Raw genomic sequence first — 22,543 nt, 5'->3', positions numbered from 1 at the left:
GGCGATTATACGGATGTCGCGCCGGCCTCGCCAGCGGGTTCGAGCAAGGGCGCCAATGCCGGCTCGAGCTGGGCGCGGCGCCAGCCCGAGAGCACGCCCGGCCAGTCCTCGCCGTCGAGCAGCGATTCCAGCCAGCGGCGCGAGGCCAGGACCCCGTCGGGCAGGCCCAGTTCCCCGCTGCGCGCGGCCACCGCGTCCTGCAGGCGGCGCAAGGCCTTGCGGTCGCGTTCGCCGGTGCGCGGCGGCGGTGCTTCGTTCTCGTCCGGCAGCGGCGTGGTGAGCGCCTCCCACAGCTGCGCCGCGAGCTTGCGCGGCGCCTTGGGATGGGCCTGCAGCACCCGGTCGAGCGCGTCGCGGTCGGCGGGCGCCTGGCGGGCGAGCATGACGGCCAGCTCGTTGTCGAGCACCCAGGCGCGGGGGCGGTCGCTGCGGCGCGCCTGGCGCTCGCGCCAGCGCAGCAGCCGCAGCAGGCGGCGCTGCCCCGCCTCGTCGAGGAGCTGGGCGCTGCGCATCGACAGGTGCGGCCAGCGCTCGCCCTTGTCGCTGCGGGCGGTCTCGAGCATGCGCGCACAGTCCTCCTCGAACCACGCGCGGCGGCCCAGCGCCTGGAGCCGCGCGTCGAGCGCATCGTGCAGCGCGAACAGGTGGCGCACGTCCTCGGCCGCGTAGGCCAGCTGCGCGGGCGAGAGCGGCCGCCGCATCCAGTCCGACCGGGTCTCGCCCTTGTCCACGGCGATGCCCAGCAGGTCCTGCACCAGGCGCTGGTAGCCCGCGCCGGCGGCGATCCCCGCCAGGCCGGCGGCCACCTGGGTATCGAACAGGGGTTCGGGCAGGGTGCCGCAGGCGTGGCGCAGCGCGACCAGGTCCTCGCTCGCGCTGTGCATCACCTTGGTCACCGAACGGTCGGCGAGCAGCGGCACCAGCGCCTCGGCCATGCCCGGCTCGAGCATGTCCAGCAGCAGGATCCGCGGTGGCTCGCCGGCCGCGCCCTCCAGCGCCAGCTGCACCAGCGACAGCTTCGGCCAGTAGGTGCGCTCGCGGATGAATTCGGTATCGAGCCCGACCCGCGCCAGTGCGGTGGACAGGCAGGATTTCAGGTCGGCGGGGCTGCCGATCCAGGACACTGGCGAAGACGACATGGCGCGCAGCGTACCGGCGGCCGGGGCGGGGTGGCAATGCGCGCCCGCGCCGGCACCGGTACCTGGCGCATCGCGTCGCGGGTCGTCGATGGCTTAATCTGGTGCCGATGCCGTCGATGTCGCCCGCACTGCGTGGAGCCTGGATCGTGCTGCTGGCCGGCGTCGCCGCGGTCGCCGGATGCGCGCGCGACGCCGCGCCGCAGGAGGGCGTGCCCGAGGCGCCGGTGGCCGGCGTGGAGGCCGGCCCCGCGGGCAGCGTGACCATCAGCGGCGACGACAGCGCCGCGGGCGAGCTGACCTGGCGGGCGCCCGCCGTGGAGCTGGAGGGCGCCGATCCGCGCGAACTGCGCAGGCGCGCCGAGGCGGCGCTCGCGGCCGGCCACCTGTACGAGGACGCCGACGCCGCGATCCCGATCTACCTCGCGCTCTCGACCCTGCCCGAGCACGCGCGCCCGGCCGCGAGTGGACTGCAGCGCGCGCTGCGCCAGCTGTTGGCCGACGGCCGGGCGGCGATCGAGGCGGCCGACGGCGACGCGCCCGCGGAACTGGCGCGGGCGCGCCAGCTGGCCGCCGTGGCCCGCACCGTCGACGCCACCGACGCCGCGGTGGTCCGGTTCCTGGAGCGCCTGGACCTGGCCGAGCGCGTACACGCCCTGGCCGATGCCGGCGACCGCGCCCTGGCCGAAGGCCACCTCGGCGAGGCCGGGGGCGGTGCGCTGGCCGCGTTCCGCCAGGCGCTGGAGCTGCAGCCGGAGAATGCGCGCGCGCTGCAGGGACTGGCGGCGGTGGAGAGCGCGCTGATCCGGCGCGCCGAGCTGGCGGCCGAGGCCGGCGACTTCGACATCGCCGAGGCCTGGCTGTCGCACGCCGGGACGGTGCGCCCCGAGACCGGCCTGGAGACGGTGGACGACGCCCGCGAGCGGGTGGAGCGGATGCGGGCCACGCGCATCGCACGGCTGCGCGACCTGGGCATCGCCGCATTGCCCAGGTTCGGCGGCATCGACGTGGCCCGGCGCCATCTCGCCCAGCTGCTGCGCATCGCCCGGCCGGGCGACCCGGCCGCGGCCGAACTGCGCGAACGCATCACCCTGGCCGTGCACTACGGCATGTACGCGCCGGGCCAGGTGTTCACCGACGCCATGTCCGGCGGCGGGCGCGGCCCGCAGATGGCGGTGGTCCCGCACGGCGCGTTCACCATGGGCGCGGCGGCCGACGAGCCCGATTCCAGCGACCACGAGAAGCCGGCCCACGTGGTCCGCTTCGAGCGTGGCTTCGGGCTGTCCATCCGCGAGATCACGGTCGGCGAGTTCCGCCGCTTCATCGCCGCCACGGGCCATCGCACGCGCGCCGAACGGCGCGGCTTCTCGATGGTGTACGACGAGCGCAGCAACAACTTCGTGCGCCGCAGTGGCGTGGCCTGGCATTCGGACTACCTCGGCCGCCCGGCCGACGACGGCCTGCCGGTGATCCACGTGAGCGCGCGCGATGCCCAGGCCTACGCGGAATGGCTCTCGGCCCAGACCGGCAAGCGTTACCGCCTGCCGAGCGAGGCCGAGTTCGAGTACGCGCTGCGCGCCGGGACCCAGGGGCGCTGGCCCTGGGGCGACGGGCCGCCGCCGCCGCGGGTGGCCAACACCACCGGCGGGCTCGACCGCTCGCCGGCGGGGCGCGCCTGGGCGAACGCCTTCGAGGGCTACGGCGACGGCTTCTGGGGGCCGGCCCCCGTGGGCAGCATGGAGCCCAATGCATGGGGCCTTCACGACCTGGCGGGCAACGTCAGCGAGTGGGTGGCCGACTGCTGGCATGATGGCTACCGCCGCGCGCCGACCGACGGCTCGGCCTGGGTCAACCCCGGGTGCCGCGACCACGTGATCCGGGGTGGCTCGTGGGCCAGCTCGCCGGCGCAGACGCGGGCGGCCTGGCGCGCGCCGGCCAACGTGGACACCACCAATGCGCGGCTCGGGTTCCGGGTCGCGCGCGACCTGTAGGCGGAGGGAGCTGGCGATGCGACGCGATCCGTTCGGAGGCCCCCGGGCCGGGCAGCCGGCCCCGCGCCGGCGCGGGATCAACCCCCGCTTCCTGATCCTGCTGCTGTTTGCCGGCTACGGCCTCTATTACTGGTACTCCAACCAGTCGCTCGACCCGATTACCGGCGAGTCGGTGCTGATCGACCGCAACCTCTCGATCGAGGACGAGAAGGCGCTGGGCCTGCAGGCCTACCAGGAGATCCTGCGCCAGGAGCGGCCGGTGCCCCCCGACGCGCAGATCGCGCGCCAGGTGCGCGCCATCGCCGAGCGCCTGGTGGCCCGGGTGCCCGAGGTCGAGGCCGCCCTGGCGGCCGAGCACGGGCAGGCGCCGGCCGGGTTCTCGCGCGGCTTCGACTGGGAAGTGAACGTGATCGAATCCGACCAGGCCAACGCCTTCTGCCTGCCCGGCGGCAAGATGGCCGTCTACACCGGCCTGGTGCCGGTGGCGCGCAACGAGCACGCGATGGCGGTGGTGATGGGCCACGAGATCGCGCACGCGCTGCTGCGTCACGGCGCCCAGCGCATGGCGCAGCAGAAGCTCAGCCAGGTCGGGCAGATGGCCGGCGCGATGAGCGGCATGGATCCGCAGCAGCAGCAGATGGTCATGGCCGCGATGGGGTACGGCTACCTGCTGCCGTACGCGCGCAAGCACGAGACCCAGGCCGACGAGGTCGGGTTGATGCTGGCCGCCGCCGCCTGCTTCGACCCGCAGGAGGCGGTGCCACTGTGGGAGCGCATGGGCGAGGCCGGCGGCGGCCAGACGCCGCCCGAGTTCGCCTCCACCCACCCGAACCCGGGCACGCGCATCGCCAACCTGCAGGCGCTGATGCCCAAGGCGCTGGCCTATCGCGAACGGTTCTGCGGGCAGGGCGCGGCGGACGGGCCCTGAAGCCGGGTGCTGCCGGGCCGGCCCCCTCAGAAGCCCATGTAAAGGCCGCCGTTGACCGGGATGTTGGCGCCGGTGATGTAGCCGGCGTCGTCGTCGCTGAGGAAGGCGACGACGCGCGCGACCTCGTCGGGGCGGCCAAGCCGGCCGACCGGCACCCGGTCGACGATGCCCTGGCGGATCTCCTCGGGAATCGCCATCACCATCGCGGTTTCGCAATAGCCCGGCGACACCGAGTTGACCGTGACGCCCTTGCGCGCCACCTCGCGCGCCAGCGCCATGGTGAAGCCGTGCATCCCGGCCTTGGCCGCCGAGTAGTTGGTCTGGCCGAACTGACCGGTCTGGCCATTGACCGAGCTGATGTTGACGATGCGACCGAAGCCGCGCGCGACCATTCCGTCAACGGCGTGGCGGCACAGGTTGAACACGCTGTCGAGGTTCACCGACAGCACCGCGTCCCATTGCGCCCGGTCCATCTTGCGCAGCGTGGTGTCGCGGGTGATGCCGGCGGCGTTGACCAGGATGTCGGGACCTTCGCCCGCCGCCTCGAGCGCCTCGACGAAGGCGCCACAGGCGTCGAAATCGGTGGCGTCGAGTTCGCTGAAGCGCACGTCCAGCCCCTCGACCCGGCGCAGGAAGCCGTCGATGCGCTGCCGGTCGCCGCCCAGGTCGGCGGCCACCACGCGGCGGCCGGCGCTGGCGAGCGCGATGCAGATGGCGGTGCCGAGCCCGCCAATGCCGCCGGTCACGACGGCGGTTCGCTTGTCCATGGGGAATCCGTGGGGGTCGAACGAAGGGGCGCCGCGGCGCGCGGCCGCGGGGCGGGGGGCTGGGCCCCCCGGATCGGGATCAGCGGCCGCGCTTGTCCTGCGCGCGCCGGTCCGGGTCGGGCTTCTGGCCGACGCTGCCGGTGAGGTTCTTCTGCAACTCCTTCCACATCTCGAGGTTGCGCTCGGTAAGCTGGTTCATCATCGCCCAGGGCGTCTGCCCGAGCATGCCGCCCATCTGCTGGCGGAACTGCTGCTGCTGGTCCAGGAACAGCTGCATCGAGCGCTCGAGGTAATTGCCGATGAACCCCTGCATCGAGTCGCCGTAGAAGCGGATGATCTGCGCCAGCAGCTGGGTCGAGAGCACCGGCTCCCCGGCCGATTCGTGCTCGGCGATGATCTGCAGCAGGACCGAGCGGGTCAGGTCTTCGCCGCTCTTGGCGTCGCGGACCTCGAACTCCTCACCGTCCACGATCAGCTGGCGGACGTCCTCGATCGTGATGTAGCTCGAAATCTCGGTGTCGTACAGGCGGCGGTTGGGGTACTTCTTGATGATCCGGGTCGCGGACATGGAGATGTTGGCCCGAAGGATGGTGCCGCGCAGCATGGCGCAGTGCAGCAGGGCTTGCAAGCCGCGGCCCTCCGGCGATCTCCCGCGCCGCGCGCGGCCCGGACGGCCGGAAGGCCGGCGGTGGCCGGCCTTGCGTGGGATGGGCGTGGCGGCGGCCGGCTCACCAGCCCATGTGGTGTCCGCCGTTGATGTCGAGGTTGGAACCGGTGATCCAGGACGCCTGCTCGTCGACCAGGAAGGCGACCGCGTAGGCGATCTCCTCCGGCTTGCCCAGGCGCCCGGTGGGGATGTCGGCGGCGATCTTGGCCCGGACCTCCTCCGGCACCGCCATCACCATGTCGGTGGCCACGTAGCCGGGCGAGACCGTGTTGACGGTGATCCCGAGCTTGGCGTTCTCGCGCGCCAGGGAGATGGTGAAGCCGTGCATGCCGGCCTTGGCGGCAGCGTAGTTGGCCTGGCCGTACTGGCCCTTGAGGCCGTTGATCGAGCTGATCTGGATGATCCGGCCCCATTTGCGCTCGCGCATGCCCTCGATCACCGGGCGGGTCACGTTGAACACCGAGTTGAGGTTGGTGTTGATCACGTCGTACCACTGCTGCGCGGTCATCTTGTGGAAGGTGCCGTCGCGGGTGATGCCGGCGTTGTTGACCAGGATCTCGACCGGGCCGAGCGTCTCCTCGACCTCACGCACCATCGCCGCCGCTTCCTCCGGCGAGGTCACGTCGCCCTTGACCAGGGTGAACTCGTAGCCCTCCGACTTCATCTGCGCCTCCCAGGCGCGGGCCTTTTCCTCGTTGCGGTAGTTGGTGGCCACCCTGTGGCCCTGGTCCGCGAGCTTCCTGCAGATCGCAGTGCCGATGCCGCCGGTCCCACCGGTCACCAGAGCCACACGTGAGGTCATGTCCTTGTCTCCTGCGTCAGTCGTTCCCGCCGCCCGGGCGGCACCGGCTACAGTCTAGTCTTCGATCGCGCCGTGGGTGTTGTGCAACGCGGCGGGCAGCGGGTCGGGTCCGCGCGGGATCCGGGCCGGGTCGAACGCGGCCAGCGCGGCCTCGAGCAGTGCGGCCGGCGATGCCGCCCCGGCGACCGCCGCCGGATCCTGGCCGAGCATCGCCCAGGCGCGGGCGAGCGCGGGCAGCGGATCGGCGTCGTCGACCGGCATGGCCGCCAGCGACTTGGAGAGCTTGCGCCCGTCCGGGCCCGGGACCACCGGCAGGTGGGCGTAGCGCGGGGTCGGCAGCCCCAGCCGCTGCTGCAGCAGGATCTGGCGCGCAGTGGAGTCGAGCAGGTCGGCGCCGCGCACCACCTCGGTGATGCCCTGGTCGGCGTCGTCCACCACCACCGCCAGCTGGTAGGCCCACGGGCCGTCGGCCCGGCGCAGGACGAAGTCGCCCACCTCGCGCGCCAGGTCCTGGGCGTAGTGGCCGCGGATCGCATCCTCGAAGCCGATCCGGCACCCGTCGGGCACGCGCAGGCGCACGGCCGGATCCGGGCGCCGGCGGCCGGCCACGCAATGGCGGTGGATGCCGCCGCGGGCGCCCAGGTCGGAGCGGCTGCAGTGGCATTCGAACGCGTCGCCGGCGGCGAGCAGGCGCTCCAGGGCCGCGGCGTAGAGTCCGCCGCGCCGGGACTGGTACTCGACCGGCCCGTCGGGATGCAGCCCGCACGCGGCCAGGGTGCGCAGCTGGGCCGCGGCCGCGCCCGGAACCTCCCGCGGCGGGTCGAGGTCTTCGATCCGCACCAGCCAGCGACCGCCGGCGCGCCGGGCCATCAGCCAGCTCCCGAGCGCCGCCAGCAGCGAGCCGGCATGCAGCGGTCCGGTGGGCGAGGGCGCGAAACGGCCGCGGTAGCCTGGGGTGGTCGACATGGGGACTGAACGGTACCGGTCGGAGGGCGCCCCACGGGCGAGGCCTGCGGCGCCGGAGCCTTGATTTTCACCCGCGACAACCATAATCGACACCCCGACGGGCGCCTACGCCCCCCACGAGAAAGGTTGCAGTCCCCGCATGTTCAAGCGCATCACCCTGTTCCTGGCCACCAACCTCGCGGTGCTGGTCCTGCTCAGCATCGTCATGGCCGTCTTCGGCATCGATCCGGCGACCAACGCGGGCTTGCTGGTGTTCGCGGCGCTGTTCGGCTTCGGCGGCGCGCTGGTGTCGCTGCTGATGTCCAAGTGGACCGCCAAGCGCTTCACCGGTGCGCAGGTGATCACCCAGCCGCGCAGCGAGGTCGAGCGCTGGCTGGTCGAGACCGTGCGCCGCCAGGCCCAGGCCGCCGGCATCGGCATGCCCGAGGTGGCCATCTACGACGCGCCGGAGATCAATGCCTTCGCCACCGGGGCCAACCGGAACAACGCACTGGTGGCGGTGTCCACCGGACTGCTGCGCTCGATGGACCGCGACGAGGCCGAAGCGGTGCTGGGACACGAGGTCGCGCACGTGGCCAACGGCGACATGGTCACCATGGCGCTGCTGCAGGGCGTGCTCAACACGTTCGTGATCGTGCTGGCGCGGGTGGTCGCGCGCGCGGTCAGCAACTTCATGGACCGCGACATGGGCAGCATGGCCTATTTCGCGGTGGTGGTGGTGCTCGACCTGGTGTTCGGCCTGTTCGCGAGCATGATCGCGATGTGGTTCTCGCGCCAGCGCGAGTTCCGCGCCGACGCCGGCGGCGCCGCGCTGGCCGGGCGCCACAAGATGATCGCCGCGCTCGAGCGCCTGGCGCAGAACCAGGGCGCCAACACGCTGCCGCGGCAGATCGCGGCATTCGGCATCAGCGGCGGTCTTGGCCATGGCCTGCGCCGCCTGTTGATGAGCCATCCGCCGCTCGAGGAGCGCATCGCCGCCCTGCGCAACGCGCCGCCGGAGCAGCTGCGCGAGGGCGTGCTGGCCTGAGGCATCGCCGCCCGGCCGTCCCGGCCGGCGGCGGGCCAACCTTCGCAGGCGTCCGCGGCGCGCCGCCTTCGGCCGGGAGCGGGCGGCGGACCGCCGCGACGTCGCGTGGTCGTGCGTTCCGGCCCGTAGGAGCGGCTTCAGCCGCGACCGGATGGCTGGGGCCCCCGCATCCGGGTGGCCGCATGCCGGGCGCGGCCACCTGCGGCTTTTCGGCGCGGAGCCAGCGAGGGGTGCCGTGGCGGAACACGCCGACGGGTGACGTCGCACCGGGCGGAAGTCGCGGCTGAAGCCGCTCCTACAGGTGTCGGGGGGCTACTCGAAGTCGTAGTTCATCACCGGGCTGGCCATGGCGAGGAAGTGGCCCTCGACGTAGTCCACGCCCGAGGAGAACAGGATCGACATGCTGGCCGCGTCCTGCACGTACTCGGCAATGGTGCGGATGCCCATTTCCCGCGCGCGCTTGGCGATCTCGCGCACCTTGGCCTGGTTGTCCTCGTTACGCGGCAGGTCCTCGATGAAGCTGCGGTCGATCTTGAGCATGTTCGGCTTCAGGTGCGTCAGCAGCTGGAACGAGTCCAGGCCGACGCCGAACTGCTCCAGCGCCAGGCGCGAGTCGAAGCGGCCGATTGCCTCGGCGAAGGCCTGGGTCGCCTTGAGATGGGTGAAGACCTTGGCCTCGGGCAGTTCCAGCACCAGGTATTCGCCCGGTACGCCGTGGGCCTGCAGCTGCTGGCCGATGAAGTCGGCCAGCGACGGATCGTCCAGCGCCGCCTGGCTGACCTTGACCAGCAGGGTGGTGGGCCGGTTGGCGGCGATGCGCTGGCCGAGCACCGCGATTGCCTGGCCGACCACGGCGCGGTCGATCTCGCCGAGCAGGCCGTGCTCCTCGGCGATCTGCAGGAAGGCGTTGGGCGAGATCAGCTGGCCGTCGCCCGGGTCCAGGCGCATCAGCGCCTCGTAGGTGGCGCCGGTGTCGCCCTGGAGGTTGATGATCGGCTGGTAGTGCAGCACCAGGCGGTTGTTGTCGAGCGCGTCGCGCAGGCGCGCCACCCAGGCGCGGACGTGTTCCTGTTCGGCCCGGTCCATCGCCGCCGGGTCGAAGATCTCCACCCGGTTCCCGCCCACGCCGCTGGAGGACTCCACCCCCTGCGCGGCCTTGGCCAGCACCTGCGAGACGCTGGCGATCTTCTCGCCGATCTGCACCCCGCCGATGCTGGCGGTGATCACGCTCGAGCGGGTGCCGATCGAGACCACGTCGGCCGAGAATGCCTCGCGGATGCGTTCGGCCACCGCCGCGGTCGCGGCATAGTCGCTGTTGCGCAGGAGCACGGCCAGGGTGTGTTCGGAGAAGCGCGCGGCGACCGCGCGGCCGTCGGCCAGTTCGGCCGCCAGCGTCTGCCGCAGGCGTTCGGCGATCGCCGAGAGCAGGGCGTCGGCCGAGTCCAGGCCGATGTCGCCGAGCAGGCGGTGGTAGTGGTCGGGCTCGATCATCAGCAGGCCGTGCTGGCCGTTGTTCTGGCCGGCGTCGCCCACCGCGTCCTCGAGCGACAGCAGGAACGTGGGGCGGTTGAGCAGGCCGGTGACCTGGTCGCGCTGGCGCAGTTCCTCCAGCTCCTGGGCCAGCTCGGGATCGAATTCCTGGCGACGGAACACCACCTGCAGGCAGGACTCGCCCTCGTACTGGGCCTGGGTGAACTCCATCGAGGCGGCGAAGGCGTTGCCCTCCAGGTCGCGCGCCTCCAGCTCGTAGCGCGGCGGCGGCGGTTCGCCGCGGGCGAGGGACTTGAGCAGCTGCTTGAAGTCCTCCACGTACTGCGGCCCGACCATGTCCAGCAGCGACATGCCCTCGATGTCCTCGAAACTGTCGTAGCCGAACATCTCCAGATAGGCGCTGTTGGCGCGGATGTGCATGCCTTCGTGGACGTAGGCGATGGGGTCGCGCGAGGACTCGATCAGCGCGTCGCAGCGGCGCTCGGTCTCGCGCACCCGCGCCTCGAGGCGGCGCTGGGCGCGCCTGGCCTCGAGGTCGTCCCATTCGTTGCGCACCCGCGAGAGCACCTGCTGGGGGCGGTGGCGCAGCGCCAGCGCGCGTGCGCCGGCGGTGAGCACCGCGTCGTACTCGTTCTCGTCCAGGCGATCGGCGATCGCGATCACCGGCAGGTCCTTGCCGGTGCCGGTGACCAGCTGCATGGTCTCCTCGAATGCCAGCGACGGGACGTTGAGCGCGGCCAGCACCAGGTCGGCGGGGCCGGCGAGGGCGGCGGACAGCTCCTCGCGCGTGGCCGCGCGCACCGGGCGCACCGCGATGCCGGAATTGCGCAGGCCGCTGACCAGCGCTTCGGCGTCTTCCACGCGCCCGTCGACGATCACCAGGCGCAGGGCGTTGTCCGTCTTCTTCGACATTCGAGTCTCCCCGTCCAGTCCCGGTTATGCCATGCCGGCGCGGGTCGCGTCCATGGCGGGGATCACAGCGGCCGCTTCGACGCGTCGCCGGCGACTTCCCGCACCAGCCGCGGCAACAGGTAGCCCGGCAGTCGCGCCCTGAGCCGTTCATGCAGGAGCCGTGCCTGCTCGTCCGGCACCTCGAAGTGGGCCGCGCCGGCGACGCGGTCGAGCTGGTGCAGGTAGTAGGGAAGCACGCCGGCGGCGAAGCTGCGCTCGTGCAGGTCGGCCTGCGCTTGGAGCGAGTCGTTCACGCCGCGCAGCAGCACGGCCTGGTTGAGCAGGGTGGCGCCGGCCGCGCGCAGCCGCGCCATCGCGGCGTCCACCGAGGCGTCGAACTCGCGGGCATGGTTGGCGTGGACCACGACCGCCACCGGCCAGGGCAGCGCGCCGAGCCAGTCGAGCAGCGCGTCGTCGATCCGCTCGGGCAGGACCACGGGCAGGCGGGTGTGGATCCGCAGCCGGCGCACGTGGCCGATCCGCGCCAGCGCGACGGTCAGGGCCTGGAGCCGCGGCGTGGCCAGCGACAGCGGATCGCCGCCGGACAGGATCACCTCGTGGATCGAGGGGTCGGCGCGGATCGCATCGAGCGCGGCGGCCCAGTGCCCGGCCGCCGCGGTCTGCTCGGCGTAGGGGAAATGGCGGCGGAAGCAGTAACGGCAATGCACCGCGCAACTGCCGGTGGCCACCAGCAGGGCGCGCCCCTGGTACTTGTGCAGCACGCCGTGGCCGGCGAGGGCGCCGGTGTCGCCCACCGCGTCGAGCGAGAACCCGGGGACCGGGCGCAGCTCCTCGTCCAGCGGCAGCACCTGGCGCAGCAGTGGATCGTGCGGATCGCCGCGCCGCATGCGCGCGGCGAAGCCGCGCGGCACCCGCAGCGGGAACGAGGCCGCGGCCGCGGCCGAGGCATCGACCAGGCCCTCCAGGCCGAGCACCGACAGCAGTTCCTGCGGTTCGCGGATGGCGTCGCGCCAGGCGTGCTGCCAGCCGGGAGGCTGCAGCAGGGCGGAAGCAGCGGGTATCATTGGCGGTCTGCGAATTCCCGGGCCGGCGGCGCCGGCACCCGTCCCCATTCTAGCCGCCCGCGGGCGGCTCCCTTCCAGCAGGAGACCCCATGGCCACCCTGGGCATGAACGACGTGAAGAACGGCCAGAAGATCCTGGTCAACAACGAGCCGGCGATCATTACCGACACCGACTACGTCAAGCCGGGCAAGGGCCAGGCGTTCACCCGGGTGCGCTACCGCCTGATCAAGTCCGGGCGGGTGCAGGAGATCACGCTCAAGTCGACCGACTCGCTCGAGGCAGCGGACGTGATCGACACCGACATGCAGTACCTGTACAGCGACGGCGAGTACTGGCACTTCATGAACCCGGAGACCTTCGAGCAGGTGCAGGCCGACGCCGCGGGCATGGGCGGCGCCGAGAAGTGGCTTAAGGGCGAGGAGACCTGCGTGGTCACGCTGTGGAACGGCACCCCGATCGCGGTCACCCCGCCGAACTTCGTCGAACTCAGGATCACCCAGACCGATCCGGGCGTGCGCGGCGATACCTCCGGAGGCGGCGGCAAGCCGGCCACGCTCGAGACCGGCGCCGTGGTCCGGGTGCCGCTGTTCGTCGGACAGGACGAGGTGATCAAGGTCGACACCCGCTCGGGCGAGTACGTCAGCCGGGTCAAGTAGGCCCGCGGAACCTGCGGCCTGCCGGCGGCTGCGTCGCGCCGCCGGCGCCGGACGGCGGGCGGATCCGCCCGGCCGTCGCCCGGCGGCCGGCCTTCCGGATCGCCGGTCCATCGGCCGGGTCCCCACGACGGCGCGCGCCGGGCGGCATGGCCCCCGCCGGCACCGGCGGCTGCAACCTGTTTTACGCGGCGACCTGACACAATGGGCCGCATGACCGACATTCCCGCTATTCCCGAGCCCTGCGACCTGCTGGTCGAGGCCGGCCACGTGGTACCGGTGGAGCCGCATGGCGTGGTCCTCGAAGACCACGCGGTCGCGATCCGCGACGGCGCCATCGTGGCCCTGCTGCCCGCCGCCGAGGCGCGCCGGCGCTTCACTCCCGCCGAGACCGTGTCGCGCCCCGACGGGGTGCTGCTCCCCGGCCTGGTCAACGCCCACGTCCACAACCCGATGACCCTGCTGCGCGGGGTCGCCGACGATCTGCCGCTCAAGGTCTGGCTGCAGCAGCACATCTGGCCGATCGAGGCCGCGGTGATCAGCCCGGCGTTCGTGGAAGACGGGGTGACGCTGGCGATCGCCGAACTGCTGCGCGGCGGGGTCACCTGCGTCAACGAGAACTACTTCTTCCCCGACGTGCAGGCGGCCACCTACCGTCGCCACGGATTCCGCGCGCGCGTCGGCCTGCCGGTGATCGACTTCCCCACCGCCTGGGCGGCCAGCGACGACGAATACTTCGACAAGGCCGGCGCGGTCCACGACCAGTGGCGCGACGATCCACTGGTGGCCACCGCGTTCGCGCCGCATGCGCCGTACACGGTCAACGACGCCAATTTCGAGCGGATCCGGGTGCTGGCCGACCAGCTCGACGTGCCGGTGCACCTGCACCTGCACGAAACCGCGCAGGAGGTCGAGCAGTCGCTGGCCGAGCATGGGCAGCGGCCGATCGCGCGCCTGGACCGCCTGGGGCTGATCAACGACCGGCTGATCGCGGTGCACATGACCCAGCTCACCGAGGCGGAGATCCACCTGTGCGCCGAACGCGGGGTGAGCGTGGTCCACTGCCCCGAATCCAACCTCAAGCTCGCCTCCGGCTTCTGCCCGGCGTGCGCCCTGGCGCGCGCCGGCGTGACCCTGGCGATCGGCACCGACGGCGTGGCCAGCAACAACGACCTGGACATGTTCGGCGAGACCCGCACCGCGGCGATCCTGGCCAAGGCGGTGGCGCAGGACGCCGCCGCGCTGGACGCCTTCGAGGCGCTTCGCGCCGCGACCCTGGGCGGCGCCAAGGCGATGGGCTTCGACCACCTGGTCGGTTCGATCGAGCCGGGCAAGCAGGCCGACCTGGCGCTGGTGGACCTGTCGGCGCTGGAAACCCAGCCGCTGCACCACGTGGTCTCGCAGCTGGTCTACGCGACCGGGCGCCACCAGGTGACCGACGTGTGGATCGCCGGCCGCGCCCGCCTGCGCGACCGCGAGCTGGTGGACATGGACCCGGACCGGATCGTCGCCAACGCGCACCAGTGGCGCGAGCGCATCGCCGCGGTGGAGCGGAGCTGACTGCGCTTCGACCGCGGCACGGCGCCGCCGCTCCTACAATGTGCGCGCCTTTTCCTCAGGACCATGAGCCGATGAACGCTTCCCCCGGCCACGCCGGCGCCAACTTCCGCCAGGAGGAACTCGACCGGTTCGCCGCGCTGGCCAACCGCTGGTGGGATCCCGACGGCCCGCAGAAGCCGCTGCACGCGCTCAATCCCGCGCGCCTGCGCTACGTAACCGATCGCGTGCGGCTGGCGGGTGCGCGGGTGCTGGACGTGGGCTGCGGCGGCGGGCTGTTGAGCGAGGCGATGGCGGAGGCGGGTGCGGAGGTGGTCGGGATCGACCTGGCGCCGGAACTGGTCAGCGTGGCCCGGCTGCACGCGCTCGAGTCGGGGGTGCGGGTCGATTACCGGGTGCAGCCGGTCGAGTCGCTCGCCGCGCAGCAGCTTGGGAGCTTCGACGCCGTGACCTGCATGGAGATGCTCGAGCACGTGCCCGATCCGGCCGCCATCCTCGACGCCTGCGCCCGCGCGCTGCGGCCGGGCGGACGCCTGTTCGTCTCCACCCTCAACCGCACTCCGGCGGCGTTCGCGCTGGCGATCGTCGGCGCCGAGTACGTCGCGCGCCTGCTGCCCAAGGGCACCCACCGCTACGACTCCTTCATCCGTCCGTCCGAACTCGCCGCCTGGCTGCGGGAGGCGGGGCTGGAACTGGAGGACGTGAGCGGGCTGCGCTACGAGCCCTGGCGCAATGCCGCCCGGATCGTGTCGCGCACCGACGTGAACTACCTGGCGTGCGCGGTCAAGCCGTGAGCACGCACCGCTGATGGCCGCTGCGTCCTGCCGCTTCCCGCGCGGGGTGCTGTTCGATCTGGACGGCACCCTGCTCGACAGTGCCCCGGACATGCTGGCGACGGTGAACCGCATGCGCGCGGCGCGCGGCAAGCCGCCGATGGTGCTGGCCGCGCTGCGTCCGCACGTCTCGCGCGGGGCGCGGGCGATGTCCGCCGTCGCGTTCCCGGAGGTGCCGCCGGAACGGGTGCCGGACCTGGTGCCCGAGTTCCTGGCCACCTACCGCGAAGAGCTGGGCCGCCACGGGGCGCCGTTCCCCGGGGTCGAGGCGCTGCTGTCGGCCCTGGAGGCCGGCGGCGTGCGCTGGGGCATCGTCACCAACAAGCCGTTCGACCTGGCCCGCGACCTGCTGCCCGGGCTCGGCTGGGCGCAGCGCTGCGCGGTGCTGGTCGGCGGCGACAGCCTGGCCGAGCGCAAGCCGCACCCGATGCCGCTGCTGCACGCGGCCGCGGCGCTGGGCCTGGCGCCTGGCGAGTGCGCCTACGTCGGCGACGACCGCCGCGACATCGACGCCGCGCGCGCCGCGGGCATGGCTTCGGTGGTCGCGCTGTGGGGCTACCGGCCCGACGACGACGACCCGGTGGCCTGGCAGGGCGACACGATGGTGGAAGCGCCGGAGCGGCTGCTCGATCCCGAGGCCTGGCCCGTGGGGGGCGCGGAGCGGCGGCCATGAGCCGGGAATCGCTCGACAGCTTCATCGACAAGTGGCGCGCGCGCTGGCCGGAGTGGGGGATTGCCGAGGCGTTCTTGGCCAGGCCGCTGCGCACGCCGGTCGCGGCCTGGTTCAGCCTGCTCCAGGAACTGCACGACGCCGCCTGGGCCGGAGCCGAACCCGCCCCCGGACTGGCCAAGCTGGCCTGGTGGCAGGAGGAGCTGCACGGCTGGTCGCGCGGCGCGCGGCGCCATCCGCTGGGGGAGGCGCTGCAGCGGCTCGACGCCGACTGGGGCGCACTCGGACAGGCGCTGGCCAGGCTCCCGGCCACGCGCGAGCCGCTGACGCCGGACGATGGCGCCCGGGCCCTGCAGGCCTGGGCGGCGGGCGTACTGCACTGCGAGGCGGCGCTGTTCGGCGGCCGTTCCCCGGGACCGGAAGGACCCGGATCGGGCCTGTTCAGCGATGCCCTGCGCATCGAGCGGGCCCTGGCGCGCGGGAACCTCGACGCCGCCCTGGCCCTGCGGGCCACCCTGGAGGCGGCCCCAGGGGCCGCGATGGGGCGGCCCCGCCGGCTGCGCCAGGCCATGCTGCGCGAGCGCCTGCGGGTGCTGGCAGCCCAGAGGCCGGACGCGCCCAGGCGGCCGGTGCCGCCGCTGCGGATGCTGTGGGCGTCCTGGCGGGCCGCGCGTGGCGGCAACGCATCGTTGCACGAGGGCGGGGCGGAGGGCCGTTAAACTGTCCACTGTTCCGCCACCCGACTCCCCCGTGACCACCTCCTCCCCATCCCCGCTTCCCGACGTCGCCGGCGAAGCCGCCCGCTCCGCCCGGCCGCTCGACTGGGTCGGCATGGCCGGCATCGCCCTGCCGGTCCGGATCGACACCGCGGGCGGGGGCGCGCCGCTGCTGGCGCCGGCCTCGGTCGACGTGTCGGTGGACCTGCGCGATGCCTCCGCGCGCGGCATCCACATGTCGCGGCTGTACCTGCGGCTGCAGGAGGCGCTCGCCAGCGAGCCCCCCGGCCACGCCGCCCTGCGGCGCGTGCTGCAGGACTGCATCGATTCCCAGCGCGGGCTGTCGGGCCGCGCCCGGATCGCGCTGCGCTACGGCCACATGCTCTGGCGCAAGGCCCTGTCCAGCGGCCATGGCGGCTGGAAGACCTACCCGGTGGAGATCGTGGCCGAACTGGGGGAGGGCAAGCTGGAACTGGACCTGACCCTGTCGGTCGAGTACTCGAGCACCTGCCCGGCCTCGGCGGCGCTGTCGCGCCAGCTCAACGCCGAGCGCTTCGCCGCCGATTTCGCTGCCGCCACGCCGTCGGTCGAGGCGGTGCGCGAGTGGCTGGCCTCGCCGCGCGGTCTGGCCGCCACGCCGCATGCGCAGCGCAGCCGCGCCGACGTCACGGTTCGGCTGCGGCCGGCGTTCGACGGCTTGCCGGTGGCCGATCTGGTCGACGCGCTGGAGGAGGCGCTGGGCACGCCGGTGCAGACCGCGGTCAAGCGCGAGGACGAGCAGGCCTTCGCCGCGCTCAACGCCGCCAACCTGATGTTCTGCGAGGACGCCGCGCGGCGCGTGGCCGCGGCGCTGTCCTCCGACCCGCGGATCGAGCGCTTCGACGCGACCGTGTCGCATTTCGAAAGCCTGCACGCGCACGACGCGGTGGCCAGGGTCCGCTCGCCCGCCTGACCGCGGCCGCCCGCGGCAACGGCGCCGGGGGAATCGGCTACGATCACCCGCATGGGGGATCCGGGGCATCGACACACCTGGCGCGGCCGGCTTTTGCTGTGGCTGCTGCTTGCGCTCAGCCCCGCGCTGGCGCCGGCCGTGGAGCTGGAGGTGCGCGAGCTGCGCGATGATCCCCCGGTGGCCGAGGTGCTGGCCGGCCTCCATGACCACCGCCTGGGGCCGGCGCAACAGCGGCCCTACATCAAACAGGCCACGCGCCACGTGCAGTGGTGGCGGGTCACCGCCGCCGAGCCGGTGGACGCCGCCGGCACGCCGAGGCTGGTGATGCGGGCGCCATTCCTGTACGGGGTCGAGGCCTGGGCGCCCGGCGCCGCGACCCCGACGCGCCACGCGCTCTACGGCCCCGACGCCGACCCGCGCCATTCGCACCGGGCGCTGGTGATCGACCTGCCGGCGGGAATCCCGGCCGGCGAAGCGGTCTGGCTGCGGGTGCAGGGCCGTTCGAACGTGGTGGCGCCGCTGTCGATCGAGCCGCTCGACCAGGTCCTGAGCGACGATCTGGTGTACGTGGGCTGGCGCAGCATGGTGTTCACCACGCTGGCGGTGCTGGCGATCCTCGGCCTCGCGTTCTGGGGCGGCACCGGGGAACGCAGCTACGCGTACTTCAGCGCCATGCTGGTGTGCGCGATCGGCTACCAGGCGGCGATCACCGGCGACCTGCGCTGGGTACCGGGGCTGGACGTTGTGTTCGGCGCCGGCCCGCAGGTCAACCGGATCTTCGGCGGCCTGGGCGTGGTGTGCAGCAACCTGTTCATCGCCTCCTACCTGGCCCTGCACCGCAGCGCGCCGGTGCTCAACCGGATCCTGCACGTGTCCACGGCCATCGCCGCGTTCACCGCGGTCGGCGCGGTCTTCTCCGGTTCGCCCTTGCTGCGCCTGAGCGGCAATCTCGCCCTGCTGTACTCGGCGGCGGTGCTGCTGGTCGCGGCCACGGTGCTGTCGCTGCGCGGCGCGCGCGCGGCGCGCGTGGTGCTGGCCTCGTGGAGTCCGCTGATGGTGTTCTGCGGGCTGGCCGCGGCCGAGATGATGGGGCTGTGGGTCGGACCGACCTGGCTCGAGGAGGGCCTTGCGGGCGCCTTCGTGCTGGCCAGCCTGCTGCTGGCCCTGGGCCTGTCGGACAAGCTGCTGCAGCTGCGTCGCGACCGCGACCTGGCCAGCCGCCAGGCCACCATGGACCCGGTGACGAAGATCCTCAACCGGCACGGGATCGAGGAGCGCCTGTTCAAGGAGGTCGAGGACGCGCGCGGGCGCGGGGACACGCTGTCGATCGCCTTCGTCGACCTGGACAACTTCAAGGACATCAACGACCGGCACGGGCACAGCGTCGGCGACCAGTGCCTGCGCATCGTGTCCTGGCGGCTGCGCAACCAGCTGCGGCGCGGCGACGCGCTCGGACGCTACGGCGGCGACGAGTTCCTCGTGGTGCTGCCCGGGCACGATGCCCAGTCCGCGCTGCGGATCGCCGAGCGCATGCGGGTGTCGGTCGAATGCCGGCCGCTGTCGATGCCCGATGCCAGCGTCGCGGCCTCGTTGAGCATCGGGGTGGCCGAACTCGCGCCCGGCGAGTCGATGTCGAGCCTGTTCGAGCGTGCCGACACCGCGCTCTACGCCAGCAAGGCCGCGGGCCGCAACCGGGCCACGGCCGCGTCCCCGCCCGAAGGCCTGTGGACCACCTGAGGACCCCCGCATGCACCCGACCGTCGCGCCGACCGACGTCCCCGCATTCCACGCCGCCGACCTGCGCACCGGGGACGTGCTGCTGATGATGGGCGAGGGGCCGCTGTCGGAACTGATCGCCTGGGCCAGCGATGGCGCCTACAGCCACGCGGCGATCGTGGCCGACGCGGGTGACCTGATCGAAGCCACCACCGGCGGCGTGGTCCGTACTCCGCTGCGGGCCAGGCTGGCCGACCGCGACCACTACCGGTTCATCGATGCGGTGCGGATGGACGGCGGACACGGACCGGGCCTGGAGCCGGCCGACGCGGCCGCGGTGCTGGCCCGGGCGGCCAGCCTGCTGGGAATGCCGTACCCGGTGGACGAGCTGGCCCTGTTCGGCGTGATCATGGCCGTGCGCGGCAAGTGGCCCCGGCACGCGCTGGGACGGCTGCTGGTGCGGGTGGCGCTGGACCACGCGCTGCCCGACGACACCGGGCGCGTGGTCTGCAGCGAAGTGGTGTACCGGGCCTACGCCGAATGCACGGCCGAGCCGGCGGGCCGCCTGGCGCCGGTGATCGTGGTGGGCGAGCGCGGCACCGCCCCGTTTCCCGACATCGACTGGAAGAGGCTGCTGGAGCAACTCTGGCCGCTGCTCGGGCCGCGCGACCGGCAGGCGCTGGAGCCTGCGCGCACCGCCCTTCTGGCGGGGACGGAGGACGGCGCCGGGCTGCCGGGACTGCCGGTGGTCGGCGACGACGAGCTGGAGGCGGCGCGCCGCGCGGCGCTCGGCCGGGCCGGCCTGCTGGCCGGGGAGGGCGGCAGGCCGGCGCGCCTGGACGATCCGGGAACGGTCGTCCCCGACCCCAACCCACGCCTGGTCTCGCCCCAGGATCTCGCCGCGTCGCCCAGCTTCGTGCCGCTGGGCCGGGTGATGCAGCGCGACGCGTCCCACGCCTGAGGGGCGCGGCCGGGGCGGCGCCAGGCCGCCGCCGGCGGGGATGGAGGAGGCGAGCAGGGACAGTCCAGGCGCGGCGACCGGGCGGCTTCGGGGTCGCGGTGGATGGAGTCCGGCGCCGCGACCGCCCCGGCCGGGCCGGCCCGGGCGCGCTGCGGGCCCGCGTCGCCGTGCGCCGCGTGCTGGACGGCGCACGGCCCGTCAGTCGCCGCGCTGTTCCAGTACCAGCTGGGGATCGATGCGGACGTCGAACCAGCTCATCCCCCAGTGCAGGTGCGGCCCCGTCGAGCGTCCCGTGGAGCCGACCGCGGCGATCACCTGGCCCTGCTCCACGCGGTCCCCCGCCTGCACGTCGATCCGCGACAGGTGCAGGAAGTTGCTGCTGATGCCGTGCCCGTGGTCCAGCAGCACGGTGCCGCCGGTGAGGTAGAGGTCGGGATCGGCGAAGGTGACGATCCCCGGCGCCGGCGCGCGCACTGGCGTGCCCGCGGGCGCGGCGATGTCCATGCCCGAGTGCGGCGCGCCGGGTTTGCCGTTGTAGACGCGGGCACGGCCGAAGCGGCCGCTGACGCGCCCTTCGACCGGACGGATGAACGGGCGGGTGAAGTCGGTGCGCGGGTCGTCGCGCAGCCGCGCCTGGGCCACGCGCGCCTGTTCGCGGCGGATGCGTTCGGCGATCGCCGGCGGCGGATCGACGGTGCGCGGCGGGACCCCGTCCACGCGCTGCAGCGGCCAGTCGCGCGCGGCGACCGCGATGCGTACGACCTTGCGGCGGCCGGCGGGCGTGTCGACCGTCACCAGCAGCGGCCCGGTCGCGTCGCGTCCCACGCCGAACACCACCGTGCCGTAGCCGGTGGTGCGCAGGGTGCGCCCGTCGTAGGCCACGATGCTCCCCGGCGGCACCTTGCCCAGCACCATCGCGCCCTGCTGCACGCTGGCCGGGAACACGATGCGCTCGTCGGCGGCGACGTCCGTGCCGGCGCCGGTGGACGCCGGCGGCGCGCCGGCCAGCACCAGGGCCAGCGCGAGCGCGGCGGCACGCAGCCAGGTGGGCAGGGAGCGCCCTTCCGCGCGGGCCGGCGGCGCCTCGCGCCGCGGCCCGCCGGACCCGGTCCTCATCGGTCGAACTCCAGGCGCCGCCCCCGCGGCGCGCCCACCAGCGCCGATCCGTCCCATGCCAGGGTGCCGTTGACCCAGGTCGAGGCGATACGCGAACGGAAGGTGCTGCCCTCGAATGGAGACCAACCGCACCTGGACAGCACGTCCTCGCGCCGCACGGTGAACGGCGTGTCCTCGACCAGCACCAGGTCGGCGTAGTACCCCTCGCGCAGGAATCCGCGTTCCTTGACGTCGAACAGCTGCGCGGGGGCATGGGCGAACTTCTGCACCACGCGCGCGGCGTCGAAGTGGCCCTCGTGCACGCATTCGAGCGCCGCCACCAGGGCGAACTGGACCAGCGGCAGGCCGCTGGGCGCACGCACGTAGGGCGCCTGCTTCTCTTCCCAGGTGTGCGGCGCGTGGTCGGTGGCGAGCACGTCGACCACGTCCTCGGCCAGTGCCTGGAGCAGCGCGGCGCGGTCGGAGGCGTCCTTGATCGCCGGGTTGCACTTGATCTGGTGTCCCAGCCGTTCATAGTCGGCGCGCTCGAAGCGCAGGAAATGGATGCAGGTCTCGGCGGTGATGCGCTTGCGGCTGCCGTCGGCACGGACCAGCGGGCCGCGCTCGAACAGCGCCAGCTCGTCGGCGGTCGAGATATGCAGCACGTGCAGGCGGGTGCCGTGGCGGCGCGCGAGCTCCAGCGCCAGCCGGGTCGACTTGAGACAGGCCTCGCGCGAGCGGATGTCCGGGTGGAACCGGGCCGGGATGTCGTCGCCGTACTTCGCACGGTACTCGGCGAGGGCCGCGTCGATGGTCGGCGTGTCCTCGCAGTGGGTGATGATGGGCACCGGCGCGTCGCGGAAGATCGCGTCCAGGGTGTCCGGGGCGTCGACCAGCATGTTGCCGGTGGAGGCGCCCATGAACACCTTCAGCCCGGGCGTGGCGCGCGGATCGATGCCGCGCACCGCTTCGAGGTTGTCGTTGCTGGCGCCGAAGTAGAAGCCGTAGTTGGCGCGCGCCCGCCCGGCGGCGCGGGCGTACTTGTCCTCCAGCGCCGTGGCGTCGAGCGTCGGCGGGCTGGTATTGGGCATGTCCATGAAGCTGGTGAGCCCGCCGGCCACGGCCGCGGCCGATTCGCTGGCGATGTCGGCCTTGTGCTCCAGGCCGGGCTCGCGGAAGTGCACCTGGTCGTCGATCATGCCCGGCAGCAGGCGGCGGCCCGCGGCGTCGACCACGGTGTCCCCCGGGCGCGCGGACAGGCTGCTGCCGATGGCGGCGATGCGCTCGCCTTCGATGCGCAGGTCGGCCTCGAACTCGCGCCCTTCGTTGACCAGCCGGGCGTTCACGATCAGGGTGTGGGACATTCAGCCGTTTCCGTCGTTGCGGGGCGGCACCGGGTCGAAGCCGCCGGGGTGGAGGGGATGGCAGCGGCCGATCCGGCGCAGCGCCAGCCAGCCGCCGCGCAGCGCGCCGAAACGGGCGATCGCCTCCATCGCGTACTCCGAGCAGCTCGGGACGAAACGGCAGCGCGGGCCGAGCAGCGGGCTCACCAGGCGCTTGTAGCCGCGCAGCAGCGCTATCAGGAAGCGGTCGATCACGTCAAGGGCGGAAAAGTCCGGCGCGGTTGCCGCTGCCGCCG

Annotated in this window: 21 protein-coding genes; 11 read left to right on the top strand and 10 right to left on the bottom strand. The window is 73.1% G+C overall.

Translation table 11 applies throughout. The features are described 5' to 3' along the window. Positions 1-5: 5 nt before the first annotated feature. A complete protein-coding gene (gene rnd, locus FQY79_RS00430) occupies positions 6-1,139 on the bottom strand; it encodes a ribonuclease D (RefSeq protein WP_146309735.1) in 1,134 nt (377 codons plus the stop codon). 116 nt (positions 1,140-1,255) lie between these two features. On the opposite strand from rnd, the gene FQY79_RS00425 reads away from it, so the two are divergent. Both FQY79_RS00425 and FQY79_RS00420 read left to right on the top strand, forming a co-directional pair. Beyond that, complete coding sequence (locus FQY79_RS00425; protein ID WP_246122954.1) at positions 1,256-3,127, top strand: formylglycine-generating enzyme family protein; 1,872 nt, start codon at positions 1,256-1,258, stop codon at positions 3,125-3,127. Between the two features lie 16 nt (positions 3,128-3,143). Then, positions 3,144-4,055, top strand: coding sequence for a M48 family metallopeptidase (locus FQY79_RS00420; protein ID WP_146309731.1), 912 nt, complete (start codon positions 3,144-3,146; stop codon positions 4,053-4,055). A 26-nt stretch (positions 4,056-4,081) separates the two neighbouring features. Here FQY79_RS00420 and phbB (FQY79_RS00415) read toward each other — a convergent pair whose 3' ends face one another. From phbB (FQY79_RS00415) to gluQRS, 4 genes are all read right to left on the bottom strand, one after another. Continuing rightward, positions 4,082-4,822: an acetoacetyl-CoA reductase gene (phbB, locus tag FQY79_RS00415; RefSeq protein ID WP_146309730.1), complete on the bottom strand. Its 741-nt coding sequence runs from the start codon at positions 4,820-4,822 to the stop codon at positions 4,082-4,084. A 79-nt stretch (positions 4,823-4,901) separates the two neighbouring features. Beyond that, positions 4,902-5,390, bottom strand: coding sequence for a polyhydroxyalkanoate synthesis repressor PhaR (gene phaR / locus FQY79_RS00410; RefSeq protein ID WP_146310769.1), 489 nt, complete (start codon positions 5,388-5,390; stop codon positions 4,902-4,904). Between the two features lie 160 nt (positions 5,391-5,550). Continuing rightward, positions 5,551-6,291 (bottom strand): beta-ketoacyl-ACP reductase, encoded by a 741-nt coding sequence (gene phbB / locus FQY79_RS00405; RefSeq protein ID WP_146309728.1) that lies wholly within the window; start codon positions 6,289-6,291, stop codon positions 5,551-5,553. A 54-nt stretch (positions 6,292-6,345) separates the two neighbouring features. Next, positions 6,346-7,257 carry a tRNA glutamyl-Q(34) synthetase GluQRS gene (gluQRS, locus tag FQY79_RS00400; protein WP_146309726.1) on the bottom strand — a complete coding sequence of 304 codons (912 nt, stop codon included), beginning with the start codon at positions 7,255-7,257 and terminating at the stop codon, positions 6,346-6,348. Positions 7,258-7,396: 139 nt separating this feature from the next. On the opposite strand from gluQRS, the gene htpX reads away from it, so the two are divergent. Beyond that, the gene (gene htpX / locus FQY79_RS00395) at positions 7,397-8,284 is read left to right on the top strand and encodes a protease HtpX (protein WP_146309724.1); all 888 of its coding nucleotides are present in this window, start codon (positions 7,397-7,399) and stop codon (positions 8,282-8,284) included. A gap of 312 nt (positions 8,285-8,596) precedes the next feature. On the opposite strand, the gene FQY79_RS00390 is transcribed toward htpX, so the two are convergent. Both FQY79_RS00390 and epmB read right to left on the bottom strand, forming a co-directional pair. After that, positions 8,597-10,687 (bottom strand): EAL domain-containing response regulator, encoded by a 2,091-nt coding sequence (locus tag FQY79_RS00390; RefSeq protein ID WP_146309722.1) that lies wholly within the window; start codon positions 10,685-10,687, stop codon positions 8,597-8,599. A gap of 62 nt (positions 10,688-10,749) precedes the next feature. Continuing rightward, on the bottom strand, positions 10,750-11,751 hold the full coding sequence (epmB, locus tag FQY79_RS00385; RefSeq protein ID WP_146309720.1) for an EF-P beta-lysylation protein EpmB: 1,002 nt from the start codon (positions 11,749-11,751) through the stop codon (positions 10,750-10,752). 89 nt (positions 11,752-11,840) lie between these two features. Between epmB and efp the strand changes: the two genes are divergently transcribed. From efp to FQY79_RS00345, 8 genes are all read left to right on the top strand, one after another. Continuing rightward, entirely contained in the window at positions 11,841-12,407 is a 567-nt protein-coding gene (efp, locus tag FQY79_RS00380; protein ID WP_146309718.1) for an elongation factor P, read from the top strand. A 210-nt stretch (positions 12,408-12,617) separates the two neighbouring features. After that, entirely contained in the window at positions 12,618-13,964 is a 1,347-nt protein-coding gene (locus FQY79_RS00375; protein WP_146309715.1) for a TRZ/ATZ family hydrolase, read from the top strand. A 71-nt stretch (positions 13,965-14,035) separates the two neighbouring features. Continuing rightward, entirely contained in the window at positions 14,036-14,755 is a 720-nt protein-coding gene (gene ubiG, locus FQY79_RS00370; protein WP_146309713.1) for a bifunctional 2-polyprenyl-6-hydroxyphenol methylase/3-demethylubiquinol 3-O-methyltransferase UbiG, read from the top strand. A gap of 13 nt (positions 14,756-14,768) precedes the next feature. Further along, the gene (gene gph, locus FQY79_RS00365) at positions 14,769-15,467 is read left to right on the top strand and encodes a phosphoglycolate phosphatase (RefSeq protein WP_146309711.1); all 699 of its coding nucleotides are present in this window, start codon (positions 14,769-14,771) and stop codon (positions 15,465-15,467) included. Beyond that, positions 15,464-16,183: a phytoene/squalene synthase family protein gene (locus FQY79_RS15525; RefSeq protein WP_146309709.1), complete on the top strand. Its 720-nt coding sequence runs from the start codon at positions 15,464-15,466 to the stop codon at positions 16,181-16,183. Before gph ends, FQY79_RS15525 begins: the two co-directional genes overlap by 4 nt. A gap of 31 nt (positions 16,184-16,214) precedes the next feature. Beyond that, on the top strand, positions 16,215-17,132 hold the full coding sequence (folE2, locus tag FQY79_RS00355) for a GTP cyclohydrolase FolE2 (protein ID WP_146309707.1): 918 nt from the start codon (positions 16,215-16,217) through the stop codon (positions 17,130-17,132). A gap of 51 nt (positions 17,133-17,183) precedes the next feature. After that, positions 17,184-18,869, top strand: coding sequence for a GGDEF domain-containing protein (locus FQY79_RS00350; RefSeq protein WP_146309705.1), 1,686 nt, complete (start codon positions 17,184-17,186; stop codon positions 18,867-18,869). Between the two features lie 10 nt (positions 18,870-18,879). Further along, the gene (locus FQY79_RS00345; RefSeq protein WP_186759659.1) at positions 18,880-19,809 is read left to right on the top strand and encodes a C40 family peptidase; all 930 of its coding nucleotides are present in this window, start codon (positions 18,880-18,882) and stop codon (positions 19,807-19,809) included. A gap of 198 nt (positions 19,810-20,007) precedes the next feature. On the opposite strand, the gene FQY79_RS00340 is transcribed toward FQY79_RS00345, so the two are convergent. The 3 genes from FQY79_RS00340 to yidD all read right to left on the bottom strand — a co-directional run bounded on the left by FQY79_RS00340 (position 20,008) and on the right by yidD (position 22,502). Further along, positions 20,008-20,850 (bottom strand): M23 family metallopeptidase, encoded by an 843-nt coding sequence (locus FQY79_RS00340; protein WP_246122978.1) that lies wholly within the window; start codon positions 20,848-20,850, stop codon positions 20,008-20,010. Between the two features lie 71 nt (positions 20,851-20,921). Beyond that, a complete protein-coding gene (locus FQY79_RS00335) occupies positions 20,922-22,268 on the bottom strand; it encodes a dihydroorotase (protein WP_146309700.1) in 1,347 nt (448 codons plus the stop codon). Then, on the bottom strand, positions 22,269-22,502 hold the full coding sequence (yidD, locus tag FQY79_RS00330; protein ID WP_146309698.1) for a membrane protein insertion efficiency factor YidD: 234 nt from the start codon (positions 22,500-22,502) through the stop codon (positions 22,269-22,271). Positions 22,503-22,543 lie beyond the last annotated feature (41 nt).

This window comes from Luteimonas wenzhouensis (assembly GCF_007859305.1).
GTDB lineage: Bacteria > Pseudomonadota > Gammaproteobacteria > Xanthomonadales > Xanthomonadaceae > Luteimonas > Luteimonas wenzhouensis.
This window is presented reverse-complemented; position numbering and strand designations above follow the sequence as displayed.